This is a genomic window from Stenotrophomonas koreensis, assembly GCF_001431525.1.
In the GTDB taxonomy this organism is placed as follows: domain Bacteria; phylum Pseudomonadota; class Gammaproteobacteria; order Xanthomonadales; family Xanthomonadaceae; genus Stenotrophomonas; species Stenotrophomonas koreensis.
Genome location: NZ_LDJH01000029.1, coordinates 1 through 21,865, shown reverse-complemented (window position 1 = coordinate 21,865; position 21,865 = coordinate 1). Strand labels below are relative to the sequence as shown.

Here is a 21,865-nt window from a genome sequence, read left to right as displayed (position 1 = left end):
GGTTGCGGTGCGCGGTGTATCAGCGCGCGCTGTAACGGTGCACCGCTTCGACCAGCACGGCGACGTGCTCGGGGTTCATGTCCGGGGACATGCCATGGCCCAGGTTGAAGATATGGCCTTCGCGCGAACCGTTGTTGCCGTCGCGGTAGCTGTCCAGGGTGCGTGCGACCTCGCGCTCGATCGCTTCGGGGTTGCCGTACAGGGTGGTCGGGTCGAGGTTGCCCTGCAGTGCCACCCGCCCACCGGCCAGGCGTGCTGCCTGTTCCAGTGAGATGGTCCAGTCCACGCCGACGCCGTCGGTGCCGGTGGCCGCCAGCTCGGCCACGTACTGGCCGGTGCCCTTGCCGAACAGGATCAGCGGGGTACGCGCATCGCCCTGGCCACGTTCCAGCTCGCTGGCGATGCGCTGCAGGTAGCGCAGCGAGAACTCGCGGTACATCGCCGGGGACAATACCCCGCCCCAGGTGTCAAACACCTGCAGCGCCTGCGCACCGGCCGCGCGCTGGGCGGCCAGGTAGGCGATCACCGCATCGGTAACCACCTCCAGCAGCTTGTGCAGGGTGGCCGGCTCGTTCAGGGCCATTGCCTTGATTTTGGCAAAATCCTTGCTGCCGCCGCCCTGCACCATGTAGCAGGCCAGGGTCCACGGGCTGCCGGAAAAACCGATCAGCGGCACGCTGCCGTCCAGCTCGCGACGGATGACGCGCACCGCATCCATCACATAGCCCAGATCGGCTTCCATGTCCGGCACACCCAGGCGGGCGACGTCGGCCATGCCGGTGATCGGGCGTTCGAACTTGGGGCCTTCGCCTTCGACGAAGTACAGGCCCAGGCCCATTGCATCGGGCACGGTGAGGATGTCGGAGAACAGGATCGCCGCGTCCAGATCGAAGCGCCGCAGCGGCTGCAGGGTCACTTCGCAGGCAATGTCCGGGTTCTTGGCCATGGCCAGGAAGGAGCCGGCCCTGGCCCGGGTGGCGCGGTATTCCGGCAGGTAGCGGCCGGCCTGGCGCATCAGCCAGACCGGCGTGCAATCCACAGGCTCGCGGCGCAGGGCGCGCAGGAATCGATCATTCTTCACAGGGCTGGTCATCGGCTTGCTCGCTGAAGGCTGCAGGGGCAGCCCGGGTGGGGACTACGGTGTTCTATCCTGGACGGCATGGCCGCTGATAAAGGTCACCTGGAAGCCGCGCTTGATCTGGCTGTCGCGGGCTTTCTCGAAAGCGGTCGCGGCCTGCTGCTCGTCCAGGAACAGTTCCCGGCGCAGCTGGCTGCGGCCACCAATATGTCCGGTCTCACGCAACAGCACCCAGCCGCCGAACAGGTCAGGCTGCAGCGTCAGTTGGATGTACTTCGGTGCCTCGTTGCTCACCGGCAGCTGTTGCAGGAATACGCGCATGGCGCCGATTGTAGCGGCAACTGCACAGCGAAGGTGCCAGGCCCGGCGGGGATCGCCGGAGCCTATTGCCGCCAGTGTGCCCGGCTATCACCGCCGCCCGTGGCTTGGAGACACGGACGGGGCAGGGGGGCGGGTCTACGGCGTCAGGGCTGGCGCAGCACCGCCAGCACCGCCTGTTCGTCAACGTCCGGGACAATGCAGGCCTGGCCAAACGCGGTCCACAGGATCAGGCGCAGCTTGCCGGCGGTGTTCTTCTTGTCCAGGCGCATGTGTGCCAGCAGGGTCTGGGCGGTCAGTCCGGCCGGAATCTGCGTGGGCAGTTCAAAACTGCGCAGCAGCTGCTCCAGCGCGTCGGCATCGCGATCAGTGGCCATGCCCAGCCGGGCCGACAGCCGTGCGGCCAGCAGCATGCCGATGGCCACCGCCTCGCCATGGATCAGGTTGTCGCTGCCCGGCGCGGCGTAGCCCTGGGCGGTTTCGATCGCGTGGCCGAAGGTATGGCCCAGGTTGAGCAGGGCGCGCTCGGCCTTTTCCAGCGGATCGCGGGCGACGATCTCGGCCTTGTGCTCGCAGCTGGCGGCAATGGCCAGGGCCAGTGCTTCGCTGTCGCCTGCCAGCAGGGCCGGCCGTTCCTGCGCCAGCCACTGGCCAAAGCGCAGGTCGCCCAGCGCGGCGTACTTGATGACCTCGGCCAGGCCGGCGCGCAGTTCGCGTGGCGGCAGGGTGGCCAGGGTAGCGGTATCGGCAATCACCGCCCGGGGCGGATGGAAGGCACCGACCAGGTTCTTGCCCTGCGGCAGATCCACCGCGGTCTTGCCGCCGACCGAGGAATCGACCATCGCCAGCAGGCTGGTCGGCAGTTGTACGCAGTCGATGCCGCGCATCCAGCAGGCGGCGGCAAACCCGGCCAGGTCGCCGACCACGCCGCCGCCCAGGGCCAGCACGCAGGCATCACGGGTGGCGCCCAGGCCAGCCAGGGCGTCGATCACCCGGGCGAAATTGTCCAGGGTCTTGGAGGCCTCGCCGGCAGCGATCACCTGCTCGCCGATCAGCAGCTCGGGGCGCTGCTGCAGCAGCCGTTGGCGCAGTGCCGGCAGGTACAGCGGCGCGACCTGGTCATCGCTGACGATCAGCACATGGCGGCCACGGATATGGCCGGCGATCAGTGCGCCGTCCTCGAGCAGGCCGTGACCGATGTGGATGGTGTAGGGGCTGTCACCGTGGACGGTGACGGTGCGGATGGCAGTCATTGGGGGGTGGGTCCGGTCAGTTGGTGCCAGTGGGCGGCCAGTTGCAGCACCAGCTGTGCGGTAGCTTCGGCTGGAATGTATTGGTCGGTATCCAGGCAAAGCTCGCCAAGCTGGCGATACAGCGGGTCGCGCTGCACGGCCATGTCCTGCAGTACCTGGGCACGGTCGTGACGCTGCAGCAGCGGCCGGGTGCGGTCGCGCGACAGCCGTTCCAGCTGGGCCGTGACGCTGACATGCAGGTGCACGACAAAGGCGCGCTCGGCCATCAGTTGACGGTTGGCGGCCGACAGCACCGCACCGGCACCGGTAGCCACCAGCACGCCATCGGCACGCAGCGCCTGCGCCAGGGCCTGGCTTTCATGCCCACGGAAGCCCTTCTCGCCCAGATGTTCAAACAGCTCGGCAATGCTGCTGCCAGACAGCTCGCTGATCAGCACGTCCAGGTCAATGAAATGCAGGCCGAAACGCTCGGCAACACGGCGTCCGAGGCTGGTTTTGCCGGCGCCGGTGGGGCCGATGAAGACGAGGTTGCTGGAGGGATTCATCGCCACGATCCTAGCATTTCACTGCCACCGGCTTAACACCGACTCGGCGAGGATGGCACCTGGCGCTTTGCCATCTGCCCGAAGGAGTGGTGTCCATGTCTGTTGCCAAGGTGATTGAAGTCAGTGCGTCATCCAAAACCAGTGTCGAAGATGCGGTGCGTACCGGTCTGAAAAAAGTCGCCACCACGGTCAAGGGGATACAGGGAGCCTGGGTCAACGAGATCAAGGCCCATACCGATGCCAATGGTGAGATCAGCGAGTGGCGGGTCAACATGCGGGTGACCTTCCTGGTGGAGTGAATCCGTTCCAGGTCATGCCCGACGCACGGCGCTGTGCATCCAGTTCGATGCATAGCGCCGCCTGGCAGGGCAGGGTGGCCAGGGCATGCCGGCCGATCCGTTCAAAATGTGCCAGGAAGTGCTCCAGCGCAGCCCGTGACATGCCGGCCCGCTGCTGGCTGGCCGCCAGCCGGGCTTCCTGCTCGGCGCGCCAGTCCAGCACGATTTCCCAGCCCGGGGGCTGCAGGAAACACCACCAGTCCAGTTGCTGCCACAGCGCAGGGTAGTCCTGCGCCAGGCGCTGGTTGCACCACTGTCGCCAGCGCCGGTCCGGGTCGTGTTCGCGCTCCAGCGCGTTGATCGGCGTCATCAGTGCCTGCCTGTGCTGGGCACCGGCCGCGAGCATCCAGCCTTCCACCACCAACAGGTCCAGCTGTGCCGGTGCCCGTGGCCAGTGCTGCGGCGGCAGGCGATCATCGGCGAGTTTGTCAAAGCGCGGCAGTGCACAGGGCCGGCCCTGGCGCAGGGCGGCGATGGTCGCCAGTGCCAGCGCCAGGTCATGGCTGCCCGGTGGGCCACGCGTGGCCAGCAACGGGTGCACCTGGCTGGCCAGCCGCTGCCGCTGTGCGGCCGGCAGGTAGACGTCATCCAGTGACAGCGTCGCTGCGCGCAGCCCCTGTTGCCCGGCCAGTGCCACCATGCTGGCGGCCAGGGTGCTCTTGCCGCTGCCCGGCGGCGCGCTGATCCCCAGCACCTGCAGCCGTTGCCGGCTGGCAGGGCGACTGGCCAGCAGCAGGGCCGCCAGCGGGTGGACAGCGGTAGGCGTGGCAGGGCGCATGCGGTCACAATAGCCCTTCCTTGGTTGGTGTGATGGATGGATATGAGCCAGCTGTACCGAACTGCCCTGGCAACCTTTGCCGGCCTGCTCGACGAGGCGGCCAGCAGTGGCATTGCCGATCCCAATGCGATGGTGGTTGCCAGTGTCGATGCGGCAGGGCGGCCGTCCTCGCGCACGGTGCTGTTGAAAGCCTTCGATGAGCGCGGTTTTGTCTTCTATACCCACCTGCAGTCGCGCAAGGGCCGCGAGCTGGGCGCCAACCCGGCCTGCGCGCTGTTGTTTCTGTGGCGCCATCTGCGCCAGGCGGGGGTGCAGGTACGCATCGAGGGCGATGTGCAGCAGGTCGATGACGCCGAGGCCGATGCCTACTTTGCCAGCCGGCCGCGGATGAGCCAGCTCGGCGCCTGGGCCTCGCTGCAGTCGCAGACCCTGCCGGATGTGGCGACCTTCGAACAGCGCCTGGCGCGCGAGGAGGCCCGTTTTGCCGATGGCCCGGTGCCGCGTCCGGCCGGCTGGAGCGGGCTGCGCGTGGTGCCGCGCAGTTTCGAGTTCTGGTACGGGGCCGGCTACCGCCTGCATGAGCGGGTGTGCATCGAGCTCGGCGCCGATGGCCAGTGGTCCCAACGCCTGCTCTACCCGTAAACGATGGCCCTGCAGCCGATGTGGCGGGTGCAGGTGAGCGTGCCGCTGGCGGCACTGGCGGCGGTGCGCGCAGGCATCCTGGCGGTGGACCGGCTGGCCGCCGGCGGCTATGACAGCGGCCTGTTCGAGCAGGCCGTGGGCATCGAGCAGTTCCGCCCGCTGCCCGGCAGTTCCCCGGCCCTGGGCGAAGTCGGCCAGTGCCAGCGGGTGCCGGCGGTGATCGTGCAGTTCCATCTGCCGCCCGATCAGGCGCGGCTGCAGCGCATCATCGAACACGGCATCGCCCCGCATCACCCCTGGCACAGTCCGGTGATCGAGGTCAGCCCCATATGGCTGTGCGTGGACCAGCCCGATCCGGTCAGTCCACCCCGGCCTGACGCAGCCAGCGCCACAACGTGGTGCGTGAGACCTGGTAATGCGCCATCAGCCGCTGGCGGTCGCCACCAAAGCGGTGCAGCTGCTGGCGCAGGCTCTGCCCATCCGGGCGCCGGGGCGCTGCGGGCGGGTGCTGGGCGGCCACCGTCACGGTCGCGGTCTGGCTGAAAAGCTCGGGCAGCCACTGCTGCAGGTGGCTGACCTCGACCGCGCCCTGCGGCCGGTGACGCCAGTGCAGGGCGATGCGTTCGGCCATCATCCGCAGTTCACGCACATTGCCCGGCCACGGGCAGGCAAGCAGGAAATCGCGTGCTCCGGCCGAGAGCGGCACCACCGGTCCGCCCACGGCCAGGTAATGGTCCAGCAGCAGCGCGGCATCGCCGGTGCGCTCGCGCAGTGCGGGCAGCGCCAGGGTCAGCCCGGCCAGGCGGTGATACAGGTCGGCACGGAAGCGGCCGTCGGCCACCTGCGCGGCCAGCGGCTGGCTGCAGCTGGCCAGCAGGCGCACATCATGCCCGCCGGTGTGGCTGCGGGCCTGTGCGGTGGCATCGACCAGGCGCAGCAGCCGGCCCTGCAGCGGCAGCGGCAGTTCATCGATGTTGTCCAGCAGCAGGCTGCCGGCCGAGGCCGACTCCAGCAGCGGACTGCGCTGGCCACTGCTGCTGTAGGCCAGCTCGCTTTCCAGGCTGCTGGCATCCAGGCCACTGCAGCCGAGTACCTGCAGGCGGCCATTGCGTGCGCTGGCGGCATGCAGCTGGCGTGCGACCAGGCCCTTGCCGCTGCCGGCCTCGCCGCTGATCACTACCGGGCTTGGCTGCGGTGCGTACAGTGCGATCCGGCTGCGCAGCGCGGTCATCGCCTCGCTCTCGCCGAGCAGCAGCTGGCGCGCCGGCTTGCGCCCGCCGCGGCCCGGGCGCGGGCCGGGCAGGGCCGGGGCATTGGCCCGGGCCAGCTGCAGCGCCTGCTCGAAACTGCGGCGCACCGCGTCGGCCGAGTACAGCAGCACCCCGGGCAGGCCATTGGCCTCGGCAAAGTCGATTGCCATGCCGGTGCCGACAATCACCCCGACCCCGCGCGCCTTCAGGTCGGCCACACAGTCGCGTGCCTCCTCGCGGGTCTCGAAGCTGCGGTGGGCCAGTTCCAGCCCGAAGGCGTGTGCGAACGGGTCGATGTCGGGCAGGTCGCCGGCATGGGTGACCAGGCCGACCGCCGGGTGGATGCGGCGGGCACGGGTCAGCGCGCCAATCAGGTCAAACCCGGAGGCCTGCACGGTGACCAGCGGCACCTGCAGCCGGCCACGCAGGAAGGCGGCATTGGCGCCGCCGGCCACCACCGCATCGCAGTGTTCGCGGTACAGGCGCTGGTCGATGACCTGGTGGGCCTGCTCGAAGGCCAGGTCGATGGCATGCACGCGGGCGCGGTCGGCATATTCCAGGGCCACATCGGCCAGCAGCCCGGCCAGACGCGAGACGCTGACCGTCCAGATCACGGGGAGGGTGTCGGCCGTATTCATGGTTCATCGATGCGCAGGTGTGAAACAAAGTGAAACGTTTGTTGCACTGTTTTGCAACACTGGTTTTTCAATATCAGTGACTTATAGCCTTCAATGGTTATTGGGTGATGATCACTGCATGGCCATTTCCGGCCCCACGCCAGCTGGCTGTCCGGCCAGTGGCACGTACGTGCACGCATTTTCTGGAGAGAAGACGATGAGCGAAACCACCACCCCCGCACCGGCCTTCAAGCCGAAGAAATCGGTTGCCCTCTCCGGCCATGCCGCCGGCAACACCGCGCTGTGCACCGTCGGCCGCTCGGGCAATGACCTGCACTACCGTGGCTACGACATCCTGGACCTGGCCCGCACCTGCGAATTCGAGGAAGTGGCCCACCTGCTGGTGCACGGCAAGCTGCCCAACCGCGCCGAGCTGGCCGGCTACAAGGCCAAGCTGAAGTCGCTGCGTGGCATTCCGGCTGCGGTCAAGGGCGCGCTGGAGGAACTGCCGCCGTCGGCCCACCCGATGGACGTGATGCGTACCGGTGTCTCGGTGCTGGGCTGCGTGCTGCCGGAGAAGGACGACCACAACCATGCCGGCGCGCGTGACATCGCCGACAAGCTGATGGCCAGCCTCGGCTCGATGCTGCTGTACTGGTACCACTACAGCCACAACGGCAAGGTCATCGACGTGGAGACCGACGATGACTCCATCGGTGGCCACTTCCTGCACCTGCTGCACGGCGCACCGGCGCCCAAGAGCTGGGTCGATGCGATGCACACCTCGCTGATCCTGTACGCCGAGCATGAGTTCAACGCCTCCACCTTCACCAGCCGGGTGATCGCCGGCACCGGCTCGGACATGTACAGCTGCATTGCCGGCGGCATCGGCGCACTGCGCGGCCCCAAGCACGGCGGTGCCAATGAGGTCGCCTTCGAGGTGCAGAAGCGCTACGAGACCGCCGACGAGGCCGAGGCCGATATCCGTGCCCGGGTCGAGCGCAAGGAAGTGGTGATCGGCTTTGGCCACCCGGTCTACACCGTGTCCGATCCGCGCAACGAGGTGATCAAGACCGTCGCCCGCGAGCTGAGTGATGAGGCCGGCAACCGCAAGATGTACGACATCGCCGAGCGCCTGGAGTCGGTGATGTGGGATGCCAAGAAGATGTTCCCGAACCTGGACTGGTTCAGTGCGGTCAGCTACCACATGATGGGCGTGCCGACGGCGATGTTCACCCCGCTGTTCGTGATTGCCCGCACTGCCGGCTGGAGCGCGCATGTCATCGAGCAGCGCATCGACGGCAAGATCATCCGCCCCAGTGCCAACTACACCGGTCCGGAAGACCAGGTGTTCGTGCCGCTGGACCAGCGCTGAGCACTGCGCCGCCTGCCGTACCTGGGCAGGCGGCCGTTTCCTTGCCGGCACGCCCGTGCCGCCTTCCTTCAAGCCCGCCGTCATCGTAGGCCCGCCATGAACCGCAACCACCGCAAGCCCCTGCCGGGCACCTCCCTGGACTATTTCGACGCCCGTGCGGCCGTGGAGGCGCTGGCCCCCGGTGCCTGGGCGCAGCTGCCGTACACCGCGCGCGTGCACGCGGAAAACATCGTGCGCCGGGCCGAGCCGGCGATCATCGATGACTGCCTGCGCCAGCTGATCGAGGTCAAGCGCGAGCGCGATTTTCCGTGGTTCCCGGCGCGGGTGGTCTGCCATGACATCCTCGGCCAGACCGCGCTGGTGGACCTGGCCGGCCTGCGTGATGCCATTGCCGAAGCCGGCGGCGACCCGGCCAAGGTCAACCCGGTGGTGCCGGTGCAGCTGATCGTGGACCACTCGCTGGCGGTGGAATGCGGCGGCTATGACCCGCAGGCGTTTGCCAAGAACCGGGCGATCGAGGACCGGCGCAATGCCGACCGCTTCCACTTCATCGACTGGACCAAGCTGGCCTTCGAGAACGTCGATGTGATCCCGCCGGGCAACGGGATCATGCACCAGATCAACCTGGAGAAGATGAGCCCGGTGATCGGCGTTACCGACGGCGTGGCCTACCCGGATACCTGCGTCGGCACCGACTCGCATACCCCGCACGTGGACGCGCTGGGCGTGATCGCCGTTGGCGTCGGCGGGCTGGAAGCGGAGAACGTGATGCTCGGCCGCGCCAGCTGGATGCGCACCCCGGAGATGATCGGGGTGGAGCTGAGCGGCCGCCCGCAGCCGGGGATCACCGCCACCGACGTGGTGCTCGCCTTGACCGAATTCCTGCGCAAGGAAAAGGTCGTGGGTGCTTACCTGGAGTTCCGTGGCCCGGGCGCGGCGGCGCTGACCATCGGCGACCGCGCCACCATCGCCAACATGGCCCCGGAATACGGCGCCACCGCGGCGCTGTTCTTCATCGACGACAACACCCTGGACTACCTGCGCCTGACCGGCCGCGAGCCGGCGCAGGTGGCGCTGGTGGAAACCTATGCCAAGGCCGCCGGGCTGTGGGCCGATGACCTGGCCGCGGCGCGCTACGAGCGCGTGCTGCACTTTGACCTGTCCAGTGTCGAGCGCACCCTGGCCGGGCCGTCCAACCCGCACCGCCGGCTGCCGGTGGCTGCGCTGGCCGAGCGCGGCATCGCCGATGCCGCCAAGCTGGAAGCCGGTCGTGCCGATGAGGCCCGTGGCCTGATGCCCGATGGCGCGGTGATCATCGCCGCGATCACCTCGTGCACCAACACCTCCAACCCGCGCAACGTGATTGCCGCCGGCCTGCTGGCACGCAACGCCAATGCGCGTGGCCTGACCCGCAAGCCGTGGGTGAAGTCCTCGCTGGCACCGGGTTCGAAGGCGGTGCAGCTGTACCTGGAAGAAGCCGGGCTGAAGGCCGAGCTGGAGCAGCTGGGCTTTGGCATCGTTGCCTTTGCCTGCACCACCTGCAACGGCATGAGTGGTGCGCTGGACCCGGCGATCCAGCAGGAAATCATCGACCGCGACCTGTACGCCACCGCCGTGCTCAGCGGCAACCGCAACTTCGATGGCCGCATCCATCCCTACGCCAAGCAGGCCTTCCTGGCCAGCCCGCCGCTGGTGATCGCCTATGCGATCGCCGGCACGATCCGCTTTGACATCGAGAAGGATGTGCTGGGCATCGACGCCGATGGCAACGAGGTGCGCCTGGCTGATATCTGGCCGAGCGATGCGGAAATCGACGCGGTCGCGGCCAAGGCGGTCAAGCCGGAACAGTTCCGCAGCGTGTACGAGCCGATGTTCGCACGCAGCAAGGCCGCCGCGGCGCGGGTCAGCCCGCTGTACGAGTGGCGCGCGCAGTCCACCTACATCCGCCGCCCGCCGTACTGGGAGGGCGCGCTGGCCAAGCCGCGCACGCTCACCGGCATGCGCCCGCTGGCCCTGCTCGGTGACAACATCACCACCGACCACCTGTCCCCGTCCAACGCGATCCTGGCCTCCAGTGCCGCCGGCGAATACCTGGCCAAGATGGGCCTTCCCGAGGAGGACTTCAACTCCTACGCCACCCACCGCGGCGACCACCTCACCGCCCAGCGCGCCACCTTCGCCAACCCCAAGCTGATCAACGAAATGGCCGTGGTCGATGGCCAGGTCCAGCAGGGCTCGCTGGCGCGGGTCGAGCCGGAAGGCCAGGTCATGCGGATGTGGGAGGCGATCGAGACCTACATGCAGCGTGGCCAGCCGCTGATCATCATTGCCGGTGCCGACTACGGTCAGGGCTCATCGCGCGACTGGGCGGCCAAGGGCGTGCGCCTGGCCGGGGTCGAGGTGATCGTGGCCGAGGGCTTCGAGCGCATCCACCGCACCAACCTGATCGGCATGGGCGTGCTGCCGCTGGAGTTCCTGCCCGGCACCAACCGCCTGACCCTGGGCCTGGACGGCACCGAGACCTACGACGTGGTCGGCACCCCGGCCCCGGGCGCCCAGCTGACGCTGCAGGTCAACCGCCGTGATGGCACCCAGGTCGTGGTCCCGGTCCTGTGCCGGCTGGACTCGGACGAGGAAGTCTCGGTCTACCAGGCCGGCGGCGTGCTGCAGCGCTTTGCCCAGGACTTCCTGGCCGGCAATGCCTGAGGCATGAGCACGGCCCGGATGTTCTTTGCCGCCATGCCGCCGCCACCGGTGCGCATGGCCATCGAGGCCGCCGCGCGCGAGCACGGCGTCCTCGATGCACTGGGACGTGCGTTGTTTGCACCGGGCAACTGGCACCAGTCGTTGTCCGAGCGCATCGTTGATCACGACGATGCGCTGGGTGACCGTGTGGCCAACCTGTCCGGCCGCATCCAGCAGGTTCTGCGTGCAGGCGGCAGCCCTGGTTTACCACGCTCGGTCCTTGCCCTGTCACTATCTGCTTGCCTCGACCCTCTGTTGACCCGCACACCGCCATGACTGTCCTGCGCTGCACGGCCAAACTGCTTAAGCGCCTGAAACTGCCTGCCAAGCCGCCGGAGCCCGAGCCGCAGGCCAATCCGCTGGGCGAGTGGTATGCCGATATCGACTTCTGGAACCGCAAGCCGTATGTGGTGATGCTCAATGCCGCCACCGGCGCGACGCTGATGCTCAATGGCAATGCGGCCGGCCTGCGCATGCTGCACGAGCGGGCGCTGCTGCAGTTCGCCTCGATCTGCGAGCACTTTGACCTGCGTGGGCCCGGTGTGGATGCGGAACTGCACGGCTTCGATGCCGGTTTCACCTTCGCCGCCACCCGCGATCGCAGCCTGCTGGCCTCGATGAATCAACGCAAGGAAATGGCCTGGTTGCGCTTCGAGCATGACGGCTACTCGCTGGCGGAAGCGGCGCTGCGGGAATGGGAAGGCTTCTTCAAGCACCCGGCGCTGGGCCGTAACACCCACCACAACATGGATTGGCACATGCCACTGGACCTGCTGCGGCAGCGGCTGATGCCGGCAGCGCAGGTCATTCCCTTTCCTTCGAGTCCATCAACAACCCCTTCGTCACAGGCCTGATGGTCTGGCGGCGGGGTATATCCTCACCCTGACCCTTCCCGCAGACAGGGGAGGCAACTGGAAGAAGAGTCGTCATGAAGCACATCCCCCAGATCAAGATCCCCGCCACCTACATGCGCGGTGGCACCTCCAAAGGCGTGTTCTTCCGTCTTGAGGATTTGCCCGAGGCCGCACGCGTGCCGGGTGTCGCGCGTGACCGCCTGCTGCAGCGGGTGATCGGCTCGCCCGACCCCTACGCCAAGCAGACCGACGGCATGGGCGGGGCGACCAGCTCGACCAGCAAGTGCGTGATCCTCTCGCCCAGCAGCAGGCCCGACCACGACGTGGACTACCTGTATGGCCAGGTCGCGATCGAGGAGGACTTCGTCGACTGGTCGGGCAACTGCGGCAACCTGTCCACCGCCGCCGGCGCCTTTGCCATCCATGCCGGCTACGTTGATCCGGCCCGCGCCGATGCCAACGGCATCTGCACGGTACGCATCTGGCAGGCCAACATCGGCAAGACCATCCTGGCCCATGTGCCGGTGGCCGATGGCGCGGTGGTGGAGGCCGGTGACTTCGAACTGGACGGGGTGACCTTCCCGGCCGCGGAGATCGTGCTGGAGTTCCTGGATCCGTCCGACGAGGGCGAAGGCGAGGGCGGTGGTGCACTGTTCCCGACCGGCAACCTGATTGACGTGCTGGATGTGCCAGGCGTGGGGGCACTGCCGGCCACGCTGATCACTGCCGGCATTCCCACCGTGTTCGTCAATGCCCAGGACATCGGCTTTGCCGGCACCGAGCTGCAGCCGGCGGTCAACGGCGACAAGGCACTGTTGGCGCGGCTGGAAGACATCCGCGTGGCCGGCGCGCTGGCGATGGGCCTGATCAGGACCGCCGAAGAAGCGGCCACCCGCCAGCACACGCCCAAGATCGCCTGGGTCGCACCGCCTCAGGATTACCTCAGCTCGGCCGGCAAGCCGATCGCCGCCGGCGATATCGATGTCAACGTGCGTGCGATGTCAATGGGCAAGCTGCACCACGCGATGATGGGCACTGCCTCGGTGGCCATTGCCACCGCCGCGGCGATTCCGGGCACCCTGGTCAACCAGGCCGCCGGCGGCGGCGCCCGCGAGGTGGTGCGTTTTGGCCACCCTTCCGGCACCTTGCGGGTCGGCGCCCAGGCCCGGCAGGTGGACGGGCAGTGGACGGTGACCCGCGCTGTGATGTCGCGCTCGGCGCGGATCCTGATGGAAGGCTGGGTGCGGGTGCCGCAAGGCAGCTTCTGAGCCAGCGGCGCGGCTGCCGGGCGGAGACCTGATCCGGGTTCGGGAGCCAACCCCGGGCCTGGGCCCGGCGACAACTGCGGCCAGGCGCACGCCGTGATGCCATGGCCGCTGGCTATACTCCCGGGCAACGCTGGGAGAACGCCATGATCAACAGGATGTCGATGTGCGCGCGCTGGAGTGTCATGGCCTGGGCCATGCTGGTGCTGCTGGTGCTGGCTGGCTGCAAGGACGACCCCGCCGGGGTGCTGCCGCCGGTCACGGGGGAGCGCCTGGCTGCCAGCCGGGAAGCGGTGGAAGGTTTTGCGCTGGTGGCGGCCTATCCGGAAACCAGCGATGAAGGCGTCAGCCTGGTGCTGGAGTTCAGCCAGCGGCTGTTGCCGACCCAGGACTTTGACCACCTGCTGCAGGTGGAGGATGCCAAGGCCGAGGAAAGCAGCTGGACCCTGGATGACGATGGCCTGCGCCTGCGTTACCCGTTTGCCCAGGCCAACCGCGATTACCGCATCACCATTGCCGCGGCGCTGCAGAACAGCGATGGCCAGCCGCTGGGCCAGCCACGCACGGTCAGCGTGCACAGTGGCCAGCTGCCACCATCGGCCTCGTTTGCCTCGCAGGGCAGCGTGCTGCCGGCCCGCGACAGCCGTGGCCTGCCGGTGGTGTCGGTCAATGTGGCCGATATCGATGTCGAGTTCCTGCGCGTGCGGCCTTCGGCCCTGCCGGTCTTCCTGCGCCAGTACCAGCGCGCCGGTTCGCGCGGTGGCTGGGAACTGGATTCGCGCTACAACGGCAACAAGCCGTTGGCCGATCTGGCCGACCCGGTGTTTGTCACCCGCTTTGCGCTGGAGACCCGGGCCAACGAGCGCGCGGTTTCCTACCTGCCGATCGGCCAGATCAGCCAGTTGCGCGAGCCCGGCCTGTACTTTGCCCTGCTCAAGCGCAGCGGCAGCTATGCCCAGGAATGGGAAACCACGTTTTTCAGCGTCACCGACATCGGCCTGCATGTGCGCGCCTACGGCGAGCGGCTGTTCGTGCACACCGCCTCGCTGGCCACCGGCCAGCCACTGGCCGATACCCAGCTGCGCATTGTCGATGCCAAGGGCGAGCCGCTGCTGCGCGCGCGCACCGACCGTCACGGCAATGCCCTGCTCGATTACCGCCTGGATGCCGGGCATGTGCTGCTGGCCAGTTCGGGCAAGGACCAGAGCCTGCTGGCGTTCAACCAGCCGGCGCTGGACCTGAGCGAGTTTGCGGTGGCCGGGCGGCGCAACGCCTGGTTTGATGTGTTTGCCTGGTCCGGACGGGATCTGTACCGTCCGGGCGAAACCCTGCGGGTGTCGGCGCTGCTGCGCGACCAGGACGGCAAGCCGCTCGCTGGCCCGGACCGGGCCGGCCAGGCTCTGTTCCTGAGCCTGAAACAACCCGATGGCAAGGTCTTCCGCCAGGCCCGGGTGGAGCCGGGCGAGCAGGGCTACCTGCAGTTCGAGCAGGCCATTCCCGGCGATGCACCGACCGGACGCTGGCAGCTGGAGTTCCGCACCGAGCCGGAAAGCCGCGAGGTGATCCAGGCGATGAGCCTGCGCATCGAGGAGTTCCTGCCCGAGCGGATGAAGCTGGAGCTGGACAGCCCCCGGGCCACGCTGGCCGGCGACGGCACCTTCCCGGTTTCTGCGCAGGCGGCCTACCTGTATGGCGCGCCGGCCGGCGGCAACCGGTTTACCGGGCGGTTGGCGTTGAGCGTGGCGCGCACCCCGCTGGAAGGCCAGCTGCCCGGCTATCTGTTTGGCGATGCCACCGTCAGCCTGCCGGCGGCCACCAATGAGGACCTGATCGACGTTGCCCTGCCTGCCGATGGGCGCTGGCAGGCCAGCCTGCCGCTGCCGGCCGAAGCGTTGGCGGCCAGGACGCCGATCCTGGCCAGCTTCAATGCCAGCGTGCACGAGACCGGTGGCCGTGCGGTCAACCGCAGCATTTCCCGGGTGCTGTGGCCGGCGCCGCAGCTGGTCGGCATCCGCCCGCTGTTCGATCTGGCCGAAGGCGCCGACCTCAATGCCAAGGCCGGTTTTGCGCTGGTCCGCGTGGATGCACAGGGCCGGCCGCAACCGCTGAAGGGGGTGCAGGTCAGCCTGGTGCGCGAGCTGCGTGATTACCACTGGACGCTGCAGGACGGGCGGTGGAACTACGACTTCAACCGGCGCTACCAGAACGTGCAGACGCGCACCGTGGACCTGGGCAGCGGGCCGCTGACGCTGGATTTTGCGCTGGAATGGGGCCAGTACCGGCTGGAGGTGCGTGATCCACAGACTGGCCTGCTGACCCGGCTGCCATTTCATGTCGGCTGGAACTGGGACGATGGCAACCGTGGCCTGGATGCGCGCCCGGACAAGGTCAAGCTGGCGCTGGACAAGACCAGCTACCGGGCCGGCGATACCGTGCAGGTGCAGGTCACCGCGCCGCAGCGCGGGCATGGCCTGTTGCTGGTGGAAACCGACCGCCTGCTGCATGTACAGCCGATCGAGGTCAAACCCGACGGCCGCTTCCAGGTGCCGGTGACGGCGGACTGGGAGCGCCATGATGTCTACCTGAGCGCGTTGGTCTTCCGTGGTGGCAGTGCCAGCAGCCGGGTGACCCCGGCGCGCGCGCTCGGCGTGGTCCATGTTCCGATCGATCGCAGTGCACGCAAGCTGGCGGTGCAACTGCAGGCGCCGGCGCAGATGCAGCCGGGGCGTGCCCTGCAGGTCAGCGTGCAGGCGCCGGCGCTGGCCGGCAAACGCGCCCATGCCACGCTGTCGGCGGTGGATGTGGGCATCACCAACATCACCCGTTATCCGGTGCCCGACCCGGCGGCGCATTTCTTTGCCCAACGCCGTTTTGGCATAGACGCCCATGACCTGTACGGCCGGGTGATCGAGAGCTTCGAAGGCGGCATGGGCAAGCTGCGCTTTGGTGGTGACATGGCGCTGGATGCGCTGCCGCAGGCGCGCCGGCCCACGGCCCGGGTGCAGACGGTGGACCTGTTTGCCGGCCCGGTGCAGCTGGATGCGCAGGGGCGGGCCACGCTGCGGGTGGAAGTGCCCGATTTCAACGGCACCCTGCGTGTTTCCAGCGTGGTCTACGGCGATGACAGTTATGGCCAGGCCAGCGCGCAAACCGTGGTCCGCGCCCCGCTGGTGGCCGAGGCGAGCATGCCGCGGGTACTGGCGCCGGGCGACCGCAGCGAGGTCACCCTGGATGTGCAGAACTTCAGCGGCAAGGCCGGCAGCTTCCGCGTGCGGGTCGACGCCGAGGGGCCGTTGCGGATCGAGGCCGGCAGCCGCAACGTGACCCTGGCCGATGGCGCCCGGCAAACGCTGAACTTTGCCGTGCAGGCCCTGCAAGGGCACGAGCTGGGCCGTGTGCATGTGCGCGTGGACGGTGCCGGAGTCCGTGTGGATCGGCGTTATGACCTGCCGGTGCGTGCACCGTGGCCGCAGGTGCTGCGCACCGCCACGGCGCAGTTGGCGCCCGGGCAGGCCCGGCGCTTTGATCCGGCGCTGGCCGAGGGGCTGTTGCCGGCCTCGGTGCAGGCACGGATGCAGCTCTCGCCGGTGCCACCGATTCCCTATGCCAGTGCGCTGCAGGGCCTGCTCGACTACCCCTACGGCTGTGTCGAGCAGACCACCAGCCGCGGCTGGGCCGCCTTGCTGCTGGATGCGGACAACGCGCGCAGCCTGGGCATGCAGGGGCTGGACAGCGGCGAGCGTGCCGCGCGGCTGGAAGGCAGTTTCGCCCGGTTGGCGGCCTTGCAGAACAGCAGCGGCCATTTCTCGATGTGGGGTGGCAACGATGGCAGCGTGCCGATGCTCACCCCGCATGTGGCCGAGTTCCTGCTGCGCGCCCGCCAGGGCGGTTTTGCCGTCCCCGGCCATGTACTGGACAAGGCGCTGCAGCGGTTGAAGGAGGACCTGCTCGGCAACAGCCAGCAGTTCTATGGGCAGAGCCATCGTGACCAGCTGCGCATTGCCTACCGTGCCCATGCCGCCTATGTGCTGGCGCGCGTGAACCAGGCGCCGCTGGGGACGTTGCGCACGATGTATGACAACGAGCTCAAGCAGGCGGCCGGCCCGTTGCCGGCGGCCTATCTGGGGGCTGCGCTGGCGCTGCAGGGCGACCGCACCCGCGGGCAGGCCGCGATGCGCCAGGCCTTGGACAGCTCGGCCACACGCGGCATCGATCTGAACGATTACGGCAGCGCGGTGCGTGATCGCTCGCTGGTGCTGGCACTGGCGCTGGAGCACGGCCTGAATGGCAACAGCACGCTGGCCATGGAGGTGTCGCGTGAGCTGCAGGCGCGCGCCGGTGATGGCCGCCTGTGGCTGAGCACCCAGGAGCAGATCGCGCTGGCACGGCTGGGCGAGCGGCTGGTGGCCGGTGCCAGTGAGCGCTTGAGCGGGCAGTTGCTGCTGGCAGGGGAGAGCCAGGCGGTCAGTGGCGAGCGGCTGTTTTCCCGGGTGTTTGACGGCGCGCAGCTGGCCAGTGGAATCAGCTGGCAGGCCGGCCCTGCCGGCAGGGTCTACGCCAGCTATGAAGTGGCCGGTATCCCCCGCCAGCCGCCGGCCTTTGACGAGCGCCACGTACGGGTGCAGCGGCAGTATTTCAACCCGGACGGCAGCCGCTGGGCAGGGGGGGCGCTGCGCGAAGGGCAGTTGCTGCTGGCCCGGGTTTCCATCACCGCCAACCGCGCGATGCCCGAGGCGCTGCTGACCGAGCTGCTGCCGGCCGGGCTGGAACTGGAAAACCTCAACCTGGCCGATCCCAGACAGTGGGCCGATGTGCGCATCGACGGGGTCGCGGTGGCCGAGCGTGGCGAGCAGGCCAGCCTGCGTTACGAAGGCTTCCTGGATGACCGCTATGTCGCCGCGCTGCGGCTGTCGGCCGGCAGCACGGCACGGGTGTACTACCTGCTGCGTGCCGTCAGCCCGGGCAGCTACCAGGTGCCGCCGCCGCTGGTGGAGGACATGTACCGTCCGCAGCTGCGCGGGGTCGGCAAGGCCGAGCCGGCCAGCCTCGAGGTGGTCCAGCCCTGATGGTCGCGGGCAGTCCGGCCGGGCAGCGGCAGCCAGCGGCGGTGCCCGCCCGCCGCCCGCGGCTGTGGGCGTGGCTGCGCTGGGGCACGGTGGTGCTTCTGCTGGGGCTGTTGCTGCTGGACGCCCTGTTCCCGCCGCCGCTGCCGCAGCAGCGGGATACCGCCACCCTGGTGACCGCCGCCGATGGCACGCCGCTGCGGGCGTTTGCCGATGCCCAGGGCGTGTGGCGCTATCCGGCCGATCCGGGCAGCGTCTCGCCGCTGTTCCTGCAGGCGCTGCTGACCTACGAGGACCGCCACTTCTACCATCACCCCGGGGTCAATCCGTGGGCGTTGTGGCGTGCGGCCGGGCAGTGGCTGGGGCAGGGGCGGATCATCTCCGGTGGCTCCACCCTGACCATGCAGGTAGCGCGCCTGCTCGAGCCGGATACCCGTTCGGTGCTGGGCAAGGTGCGGCAGATCCTGCGCGCGCTGCAGCTGGAAGCACACCTGGACAAGCAGCAGATCCTGACCCTGTACCTGGAGCGTGCGCCGTACGGCGGCACGATTGAAGGCGTACAGGCGGCCAGTTGGGCCTACCTGGGCAAACCGGCCAGTGCGCTGTCGCATGCCGAGGCCGCGCTGCTGGCGGTGCTGCCGCAGGCACCCAGCCGCTTGCGCCCGGACCGACACCCACAGGCCGCACAGCGGGCGCGTGACAAGGTGCTGACGCGGATGCAGGCCCAGGGCGTCTGGAGTGCCGCCGACGTGGCCGATGCCCGCCAGGAAGCGGTGATTACCCGCCGGCTGCAACCGCCGATGCATGCCGCGCTGCTGGCCCAGCGCCTGCGCAACGCCCAGCCGCAGGCCGGGCAGATCGAAACCACCATTGATGCCGGCCTGCAGCGCGCGCTGGAAGAACGTCTGGTCAGCTACTTTGGCCGTCTGCCCGAGCGCAGTTCGGCCGCGCTGCTGGTGGTGGAAAACCGCAGCCTGCAGGCGCGGGCGTATGTCGGCTCGCTGGATTTTGCCGATGACCGGCGCGCCGGCCATGTCGACATGGTGCGCGCCTGGCGCTCACCGGGCTCGACCCTGAAGCCGTTGCTGTATGCGATGGCGCTGGATGAGGGCCTGGTGCACGGTGGCAGCCTGCTGGTGGATGCGCCGCAGTCCTTCGGCACCTACCGGCCCGGGAACTTCGACCAGACCTTTGCCGGGCCGGTGGCGCTGGATCAGGCCCTGCAGCAGTCACTGAACGTGCCCAGCGTGGACCTGCTGCAGCGGATCGGCCCGGCCCGGTTTGCCGCCCGCCTGCAGCATGCCGGCCTGCCGCTGCGCTTTGCCCCGGGCGCCGCGCCGAACCTGGCCTTGATCCTGGGCGGCACCGGCGCGCGGCTGGAAGACCTGGTCGGCACCTATGCCGCGCTCAGCCGCGGCGGCATCGCCGGCAAGGTGCGTTACCAGGCCGACAGCCCGCTGCTCGAGCGGCGGCTGGTCTCGCCCGGGGCGGCGTGGATTGTGCGACGTATCCTGATCGAGCAGCAGCGGCCCGGTTACCTGGCCGATACCTTCGATCCGGCCGGGCGGCTGCCGGTGGCCTGGAAAACCGGCACCAGTTATGGCTTTCGTGATGCCTGGGCGATTGGCAGTACCGCCGACTACACCGTCGGGGTCTGGGTCGGCCGGCCGGATGGCACGCCGCTGCCGGGCCAGTACGGCGCGATCACCGCGTTGCCGCTGCTGCTGGAGGTGGTCGACAGCCTGCCGCAGGGGCCCCATGCCGCCGACCGGCTGGCGATGCCGGCCAGCGTCAGCGAACAGACCATCTGCTGGCCCGGTGGCATCGGGCTGGCGCAGACCCCGCCCGGACAGTGTGCGCGGCGGCGTCAGGCCTGGGTGCTCGATGGCCAGCTGCCGCCGACCCTGGCCGAGCGCGATGCCCCGCTGCAATGGCCGCTGCGCAGCGAGCTCACGCTGGATCTGGACAGCGGTGAGCGCCTGAGTGCGCACTGCAGCGGCCCTCATCCGCGCCGTGGCCAGCGCCAGCTGCACCACTGGCCGATACGCTTGCAGCCGTGGCTGAGCCAGGCCGAGCGCGAGGCGGCGCGGCTGCCGCCACTGGCCGCCGATTGCGCCGATGATGGCCGGCCGCAGGCCGCCGCACTGCATGTGGAAGGGCTGCACGAGGGGGCGGTGATCGCCGCCGCCCCCGGGGCACAGCGGCGCCCGCTGCTGCGTCTGCGTGCGCTCGGTGCCACTTCGGCGGTGGATTGGCTGCGCGATGGCCGTTGGCTGGCGCGCACGCAAGCCGGCGCCGGGTTCGCGTTTGATCCCGGCACGCCGGGCGCCCACACCCTGACCGCGCTGGCCGCCGATGGCAACTGGCAGCGGGTCAACTACCGGGTGCTGGAATGAGCGCCGCCCGCGCCCACCGGGCGGCCATCGGTAGCACCCTACCGGCCGGACTGGCCGTGCTCAGCGCTTGAGCCAGGCCAGCATCGCCTCGGCCGATGAGACCTCGAACTGGCCCGGTTCCTCGATGGCCACATGCTTGATCACCCGGTGCTCGATATACATCGCAAAACGGCGGCAACGCGTGCCCATGCCCGAGGCCGAGGCATCCAGCTCCAGCCCCCAGTAACGGGTCAGTTCGGCATTGCCGTCAGACACCAGCTGCAGGGCGGGCGGCACCTTCTGCTCGCGGCCCCAGGCCTGCATCACGAACGGGTCATTGACCGCCATGCAGAACACCTGCACCCCGAGCTCGCTGAATTCGGCCAGATGGTCGACGAACCCTGGCAGGTGGCGTGCACTGCAGGTCGGGGTGAATGCCCCGGGGACACCGAAAACCACCACTTTCTGGCCTGCAAACAAGCTGCTGGCAAAGTGGGTCTGCAACCCTTCGCTGAGGGTTTTCAATGCAATGTCGGGAAGGCTGTCGCCGGCATGGACGGTCATGGCAGTGCTCTGGGTGATGAACCAAGCTTGAGTGTGCCTGATTGGCTGTTACGGTGGGGCTTGAATGCGTGCTGCGGCGCAACCACCTGCTTGCCGGTCATCAAGGTAGTCGGGTGGGACAATGTGCCCGGTCGCGCTCTGGTTGCGGTGGTCGTCTCGACCCGGAGCAGCAGTGCGGCACTGCTACCATGGCGGGGTTCAAGCCCGGCGGCCGCAAGGCCCCAGGCCACTTGCATGAGGTGAGCAATGCAGTTCAAGGATTATTACGCCACGCTGGGCGTGGAGCCGGGTGCCGGCGATGCGGAAATCAAGACCGCCTATCGCCGCCTGGCCCGCAAGTACCACCCGGATGTCTCCAAGGAAGCCGGGGCGGAGGAAAAGTTCAAGGGCATCAACGAAGCCTACGAGGCCCTGCGCGACCCGGAAAAGCGCGCCGCCTACGACCAGCTGCGTTCGCAGGGGTATCGCCCGGGCGATGAGGTCAACGTGCCACCGGGTTTCAATGGCGCCGGTGCCCAGGGTTTCGATTTTGGCGACATGTTCGGCGGCGGTGGTGCTGCCGGGGCGGGGGGCTTCAGCGATTTCTTTGAAAGCCTGTTCCGCCAGCGTGCCGGTGGCCGTGCCGGTGGCGGTTTTGCTGGCGCTGCCCCCAACCAGGACACCCGGGCCCGCTTTGCGGTGCCGCTGGAGGCGGTGTATGCCGGTGAAAGCCGGCGCATCACGGTCAATGGCCGGCAGCTGGATGTACGCATTCCCAAGGGCATCCGCCCCGGCCAGGTGATCCGCCTGGCCGGCCAGGGGCAGG

The 21,865-nt window shown here is 68.6% G+C and carries 17 protein-coding genes; 10 read left to right on the top strand and 7 right to left on the bottom strand.

From position 1 onward, the window contains the following. Positions 1 to 19: 19 nt before the first annotated feature. From hemE to ABB25_RS13080, 4 genes are all read right to left on the bottom strand, one after another. Positions 20 to 1,093 (bottom strand): uroporphyrinogen decarboxylase, encoded by a 1,074-nt coding sequence (hemE, locus tag ABB25_RS13095; protein WP_057667513.1) that lies wholly within the window; start codon positions 1,091 to 1,093, stop codon positions 20 to 22. Between the two features lie 42 nt (positions 1,094 to 1,135). After that, positions 1,136 to 1,399 (bottom strand): WGR domain-containing protein, encoded by a 264-nt coding sequence (locus ABB25_RS13090; RefSeq protein WP_057667510.1) that lies wholly within the window; start codon positions 1,397 to 1,399, stop codon positions 1,136 to 1,138. 143 nt (positions 1,400 to 1,542) lie between these two features. Continuing rightward, a complete protein-coding gene (gene aroB / locus ABB25_RS13085; protein WP_057667508.1) occupies positions 1,543 to 2,649 on the bottom strand; it encodes a 3-dehydroquinate synthase in 1,107 nt (368 codons plus the stop codon). Further along, positions 2,646 to 3,194: a shikimate kinase gene (locus tag ABB25_RS13080; RefSeq protein ID WP_057667506.1), complete on the bottom strand. Its 549-nt coding sequence runs from the start codon at positions 3,192 to 3,194 to the stop codon at positions 2,646 to 2,648. Before ABB25_RS13080 ends, aroB begins: the two co-directional genes overlap by 4 nt. A 95-nt stretch (positions 3,195 to 3,289) precedes the next feature. Here ABB25_RS13080 and ABB25_RS13075 point away from each other — a divergent pair, with 95 nt between their 5' ends. After that, positions 3,290 to 3,493, top strand: a complete 204-nt coding sequence (locus ABB25_RS13075; protein WP_057667504.1) for a dodecin family protein — start codon at positions 3,290 to 3,292, stop codon at positions 3,491 to 3,493. Here ABB25_RS13075 and ABB25_RS13070 read toward each other — a convergent pair. Continuing rightward, positions 3,462 to 4,310 (bottom strand): kinase, encoded by an 849-nt coding sequence (locus ABB25_RS13070; RefSeq protein ID WP_244477825.1) that lies wholly within the window; start codon positions 4,308 to 4,310, stop codon positions 3,462 to 3,464. The two genes, ABB25_RS13075 and ABB25_RS13070, sit on opposite strands and share 32 nt — an antisense overlap. 42 nt (positions 4,311 to 4,352) lie before the next feature. Here ABB25_RS13070 and pdxH point away from each other — a divergent pair, with 42 nt between their 5' ends. Then, positions 4,353 to 4,952 (top strand): pyridoxamine 5'-phosphate oxidase, encoded by a 600-nt coding sequence (gene pdxH / locus ABB25_RS13065; protein WP_057667501.1) that lies wholly within the window; start codon positions 4,353 to 4,355, stop codon positions 4,950 to 4,952. Between the two features lie 358 nt (positions 4,953 to 5,310). On the opposite strand, the gene ABB25_RS13060 is transcribed toward pdxH, so the two are convergent. Beyond that, positions 5,311 to 6,840 (bottom strand): PrpR N-terminal domain-containing protein, encoded by a 1,530-nt coding sequence (locus tag ABB25_RS13060; protein WP_057667500.1) that lies wholly within the window; start codon positions 6,838 to 6,840, stop codon positions 5,311 to 5,313. Between the two features lie 196 nt (positions 6,841 to 7,036). On the opposite strand from ABB25_RS13060, the gene prpC reads away from it, so the two are divergent. The 7 genes from prpC to pbpC all read left to right on the top strand — a co-directional run bounded on the left by prpC (position 7,037) and on the right by pbpC (position 20,517). Continuing rightward, entirely contained in the window at positions 7,037 to 8,194 is a 1,158-nt protein-coding gene (prpC, locus tag ABB25_RS13055; protein WP_057667498.1) for a bifunctional 2-methylcitrate synthase/citrate synthase, read from the top strand. A gap of 96 nt (positions 8,195 to 8,290) precedes the next feature. Then, the gene (gene acnD, locus ABB25_RS13050) at positions 8,291 to 10,900 is read left to right on the top strand and encodes a Fe/S-dependent 2-methylisocitrate dehydratase AcnD (protein WP_057667496.1); all 2,610 of its coding nucleotides are present in this window, start codon (positions 8,291 to 8,293) and stop codon (positions 10,898 to 10,900) included. Between the two features lie 3 nt (positions 10,901 to 10,903). Beyond that, positions 10,904 to 11,215: a hypothetical protein gene (locus tag ABB25_RS13045; RefSeq protein WP_152981227.1), complete on the top strand. Its 312-nt coding sequence runs from the start codon at positions 10,904 to 10,906 to the stop codon at positions 11,213 to 11,215. Further along, the gene (locus tag ABB25_RS13040; RefSeq protein ID WP_057667491.1) at positions 11,212 to 11,793 is read left to right on the top strand and encodes a DUF6933 domain-containing protein; all 582 of its coding nucleotides are present in this window, start codon (positions 11,212 to 11,214) and stop codon (positions 11,791 to 11,793) included. Before ABB25_RS13045 ends, ABB25_RS13040 begins: the two co-directional genes overlap by 4 nt. A 74-nt stretch (positions 11,794 to 11,867) precedes the next feature. Continuing rightward, the gene (gene prpF, locus ABB25_RS13035; RefSeq protein WP_057667490.1) at positions 11,868 to 13,061 is read left to right on the top strand and encodes a 2-methylaconitate cis-trans isomerase PrpF; all 1,194 of its coding nucleotides are present in this window, start codon (positions 11,868 to 11,870) and stop codon (positions 13,059 to 13,061) included. Between the two features lie 143 nt (positions 13,062 to 13,204). Beyond that, positions 13,205 to 18,124: an alpha-2-macroglobulin family protein gene (locus ABB25_RS13030; RefSeq protein WP_152981226.1), complete on the top strand. Its 4,920-nt coding sequence runs from the start codon at positions 13,205 to 13,207 to the stop codon at positions 18,122 to 18,124. Continuing rightward, the gene (gene pbpC, locus ABB25_RS13025) at positions 18,124 to 20,517 is read left to right on the top strand and encodes a penicillin-binding protein 1C (protein ID WP_057667487.1); all 2,394 of its coding nucleotides are present in this window, start codon (positions 18,124 to 18,126) and stop codon (positions 20,515 to 20,517) included. The genes ABB25_RS13030 and pbpC overlap by 1 nt, the downstream gene beginning before the upstream one ends. A gap of 60 nt (positions 20,518 to 20,577) precedes the next feature. Here pbpC and ABB25_RS13020 read toward each other — a convergent pair whose 3' ends face one another. Further along, the gene (locus ABB25_RS13020) at positions 20,578 to 21,060 is read right to left on the bottom strand and encodes a peroxiredoxin (RefSeq protein ID WP_057667485.1); all 483 of its coding nucleotides are present in this window, start codon (positions 21,058 to 21,060) and stop codon (positions 20,578 to 20,580) included. 246 nt (positions 21,061 to 21,306) lie between these two features. Here ABB25_RS13020 and ABB25_RS13015 point away from each other — a divergent pair. Beyond that, positions 21,307 to 21,865, top strand: a 559-nt coding sequence (locus ABB25_RS13015) for a DnaJ domain-containing protein (protein ID WP_152981225.1), incomplete at its 3' end; no start/stop codon positions are given.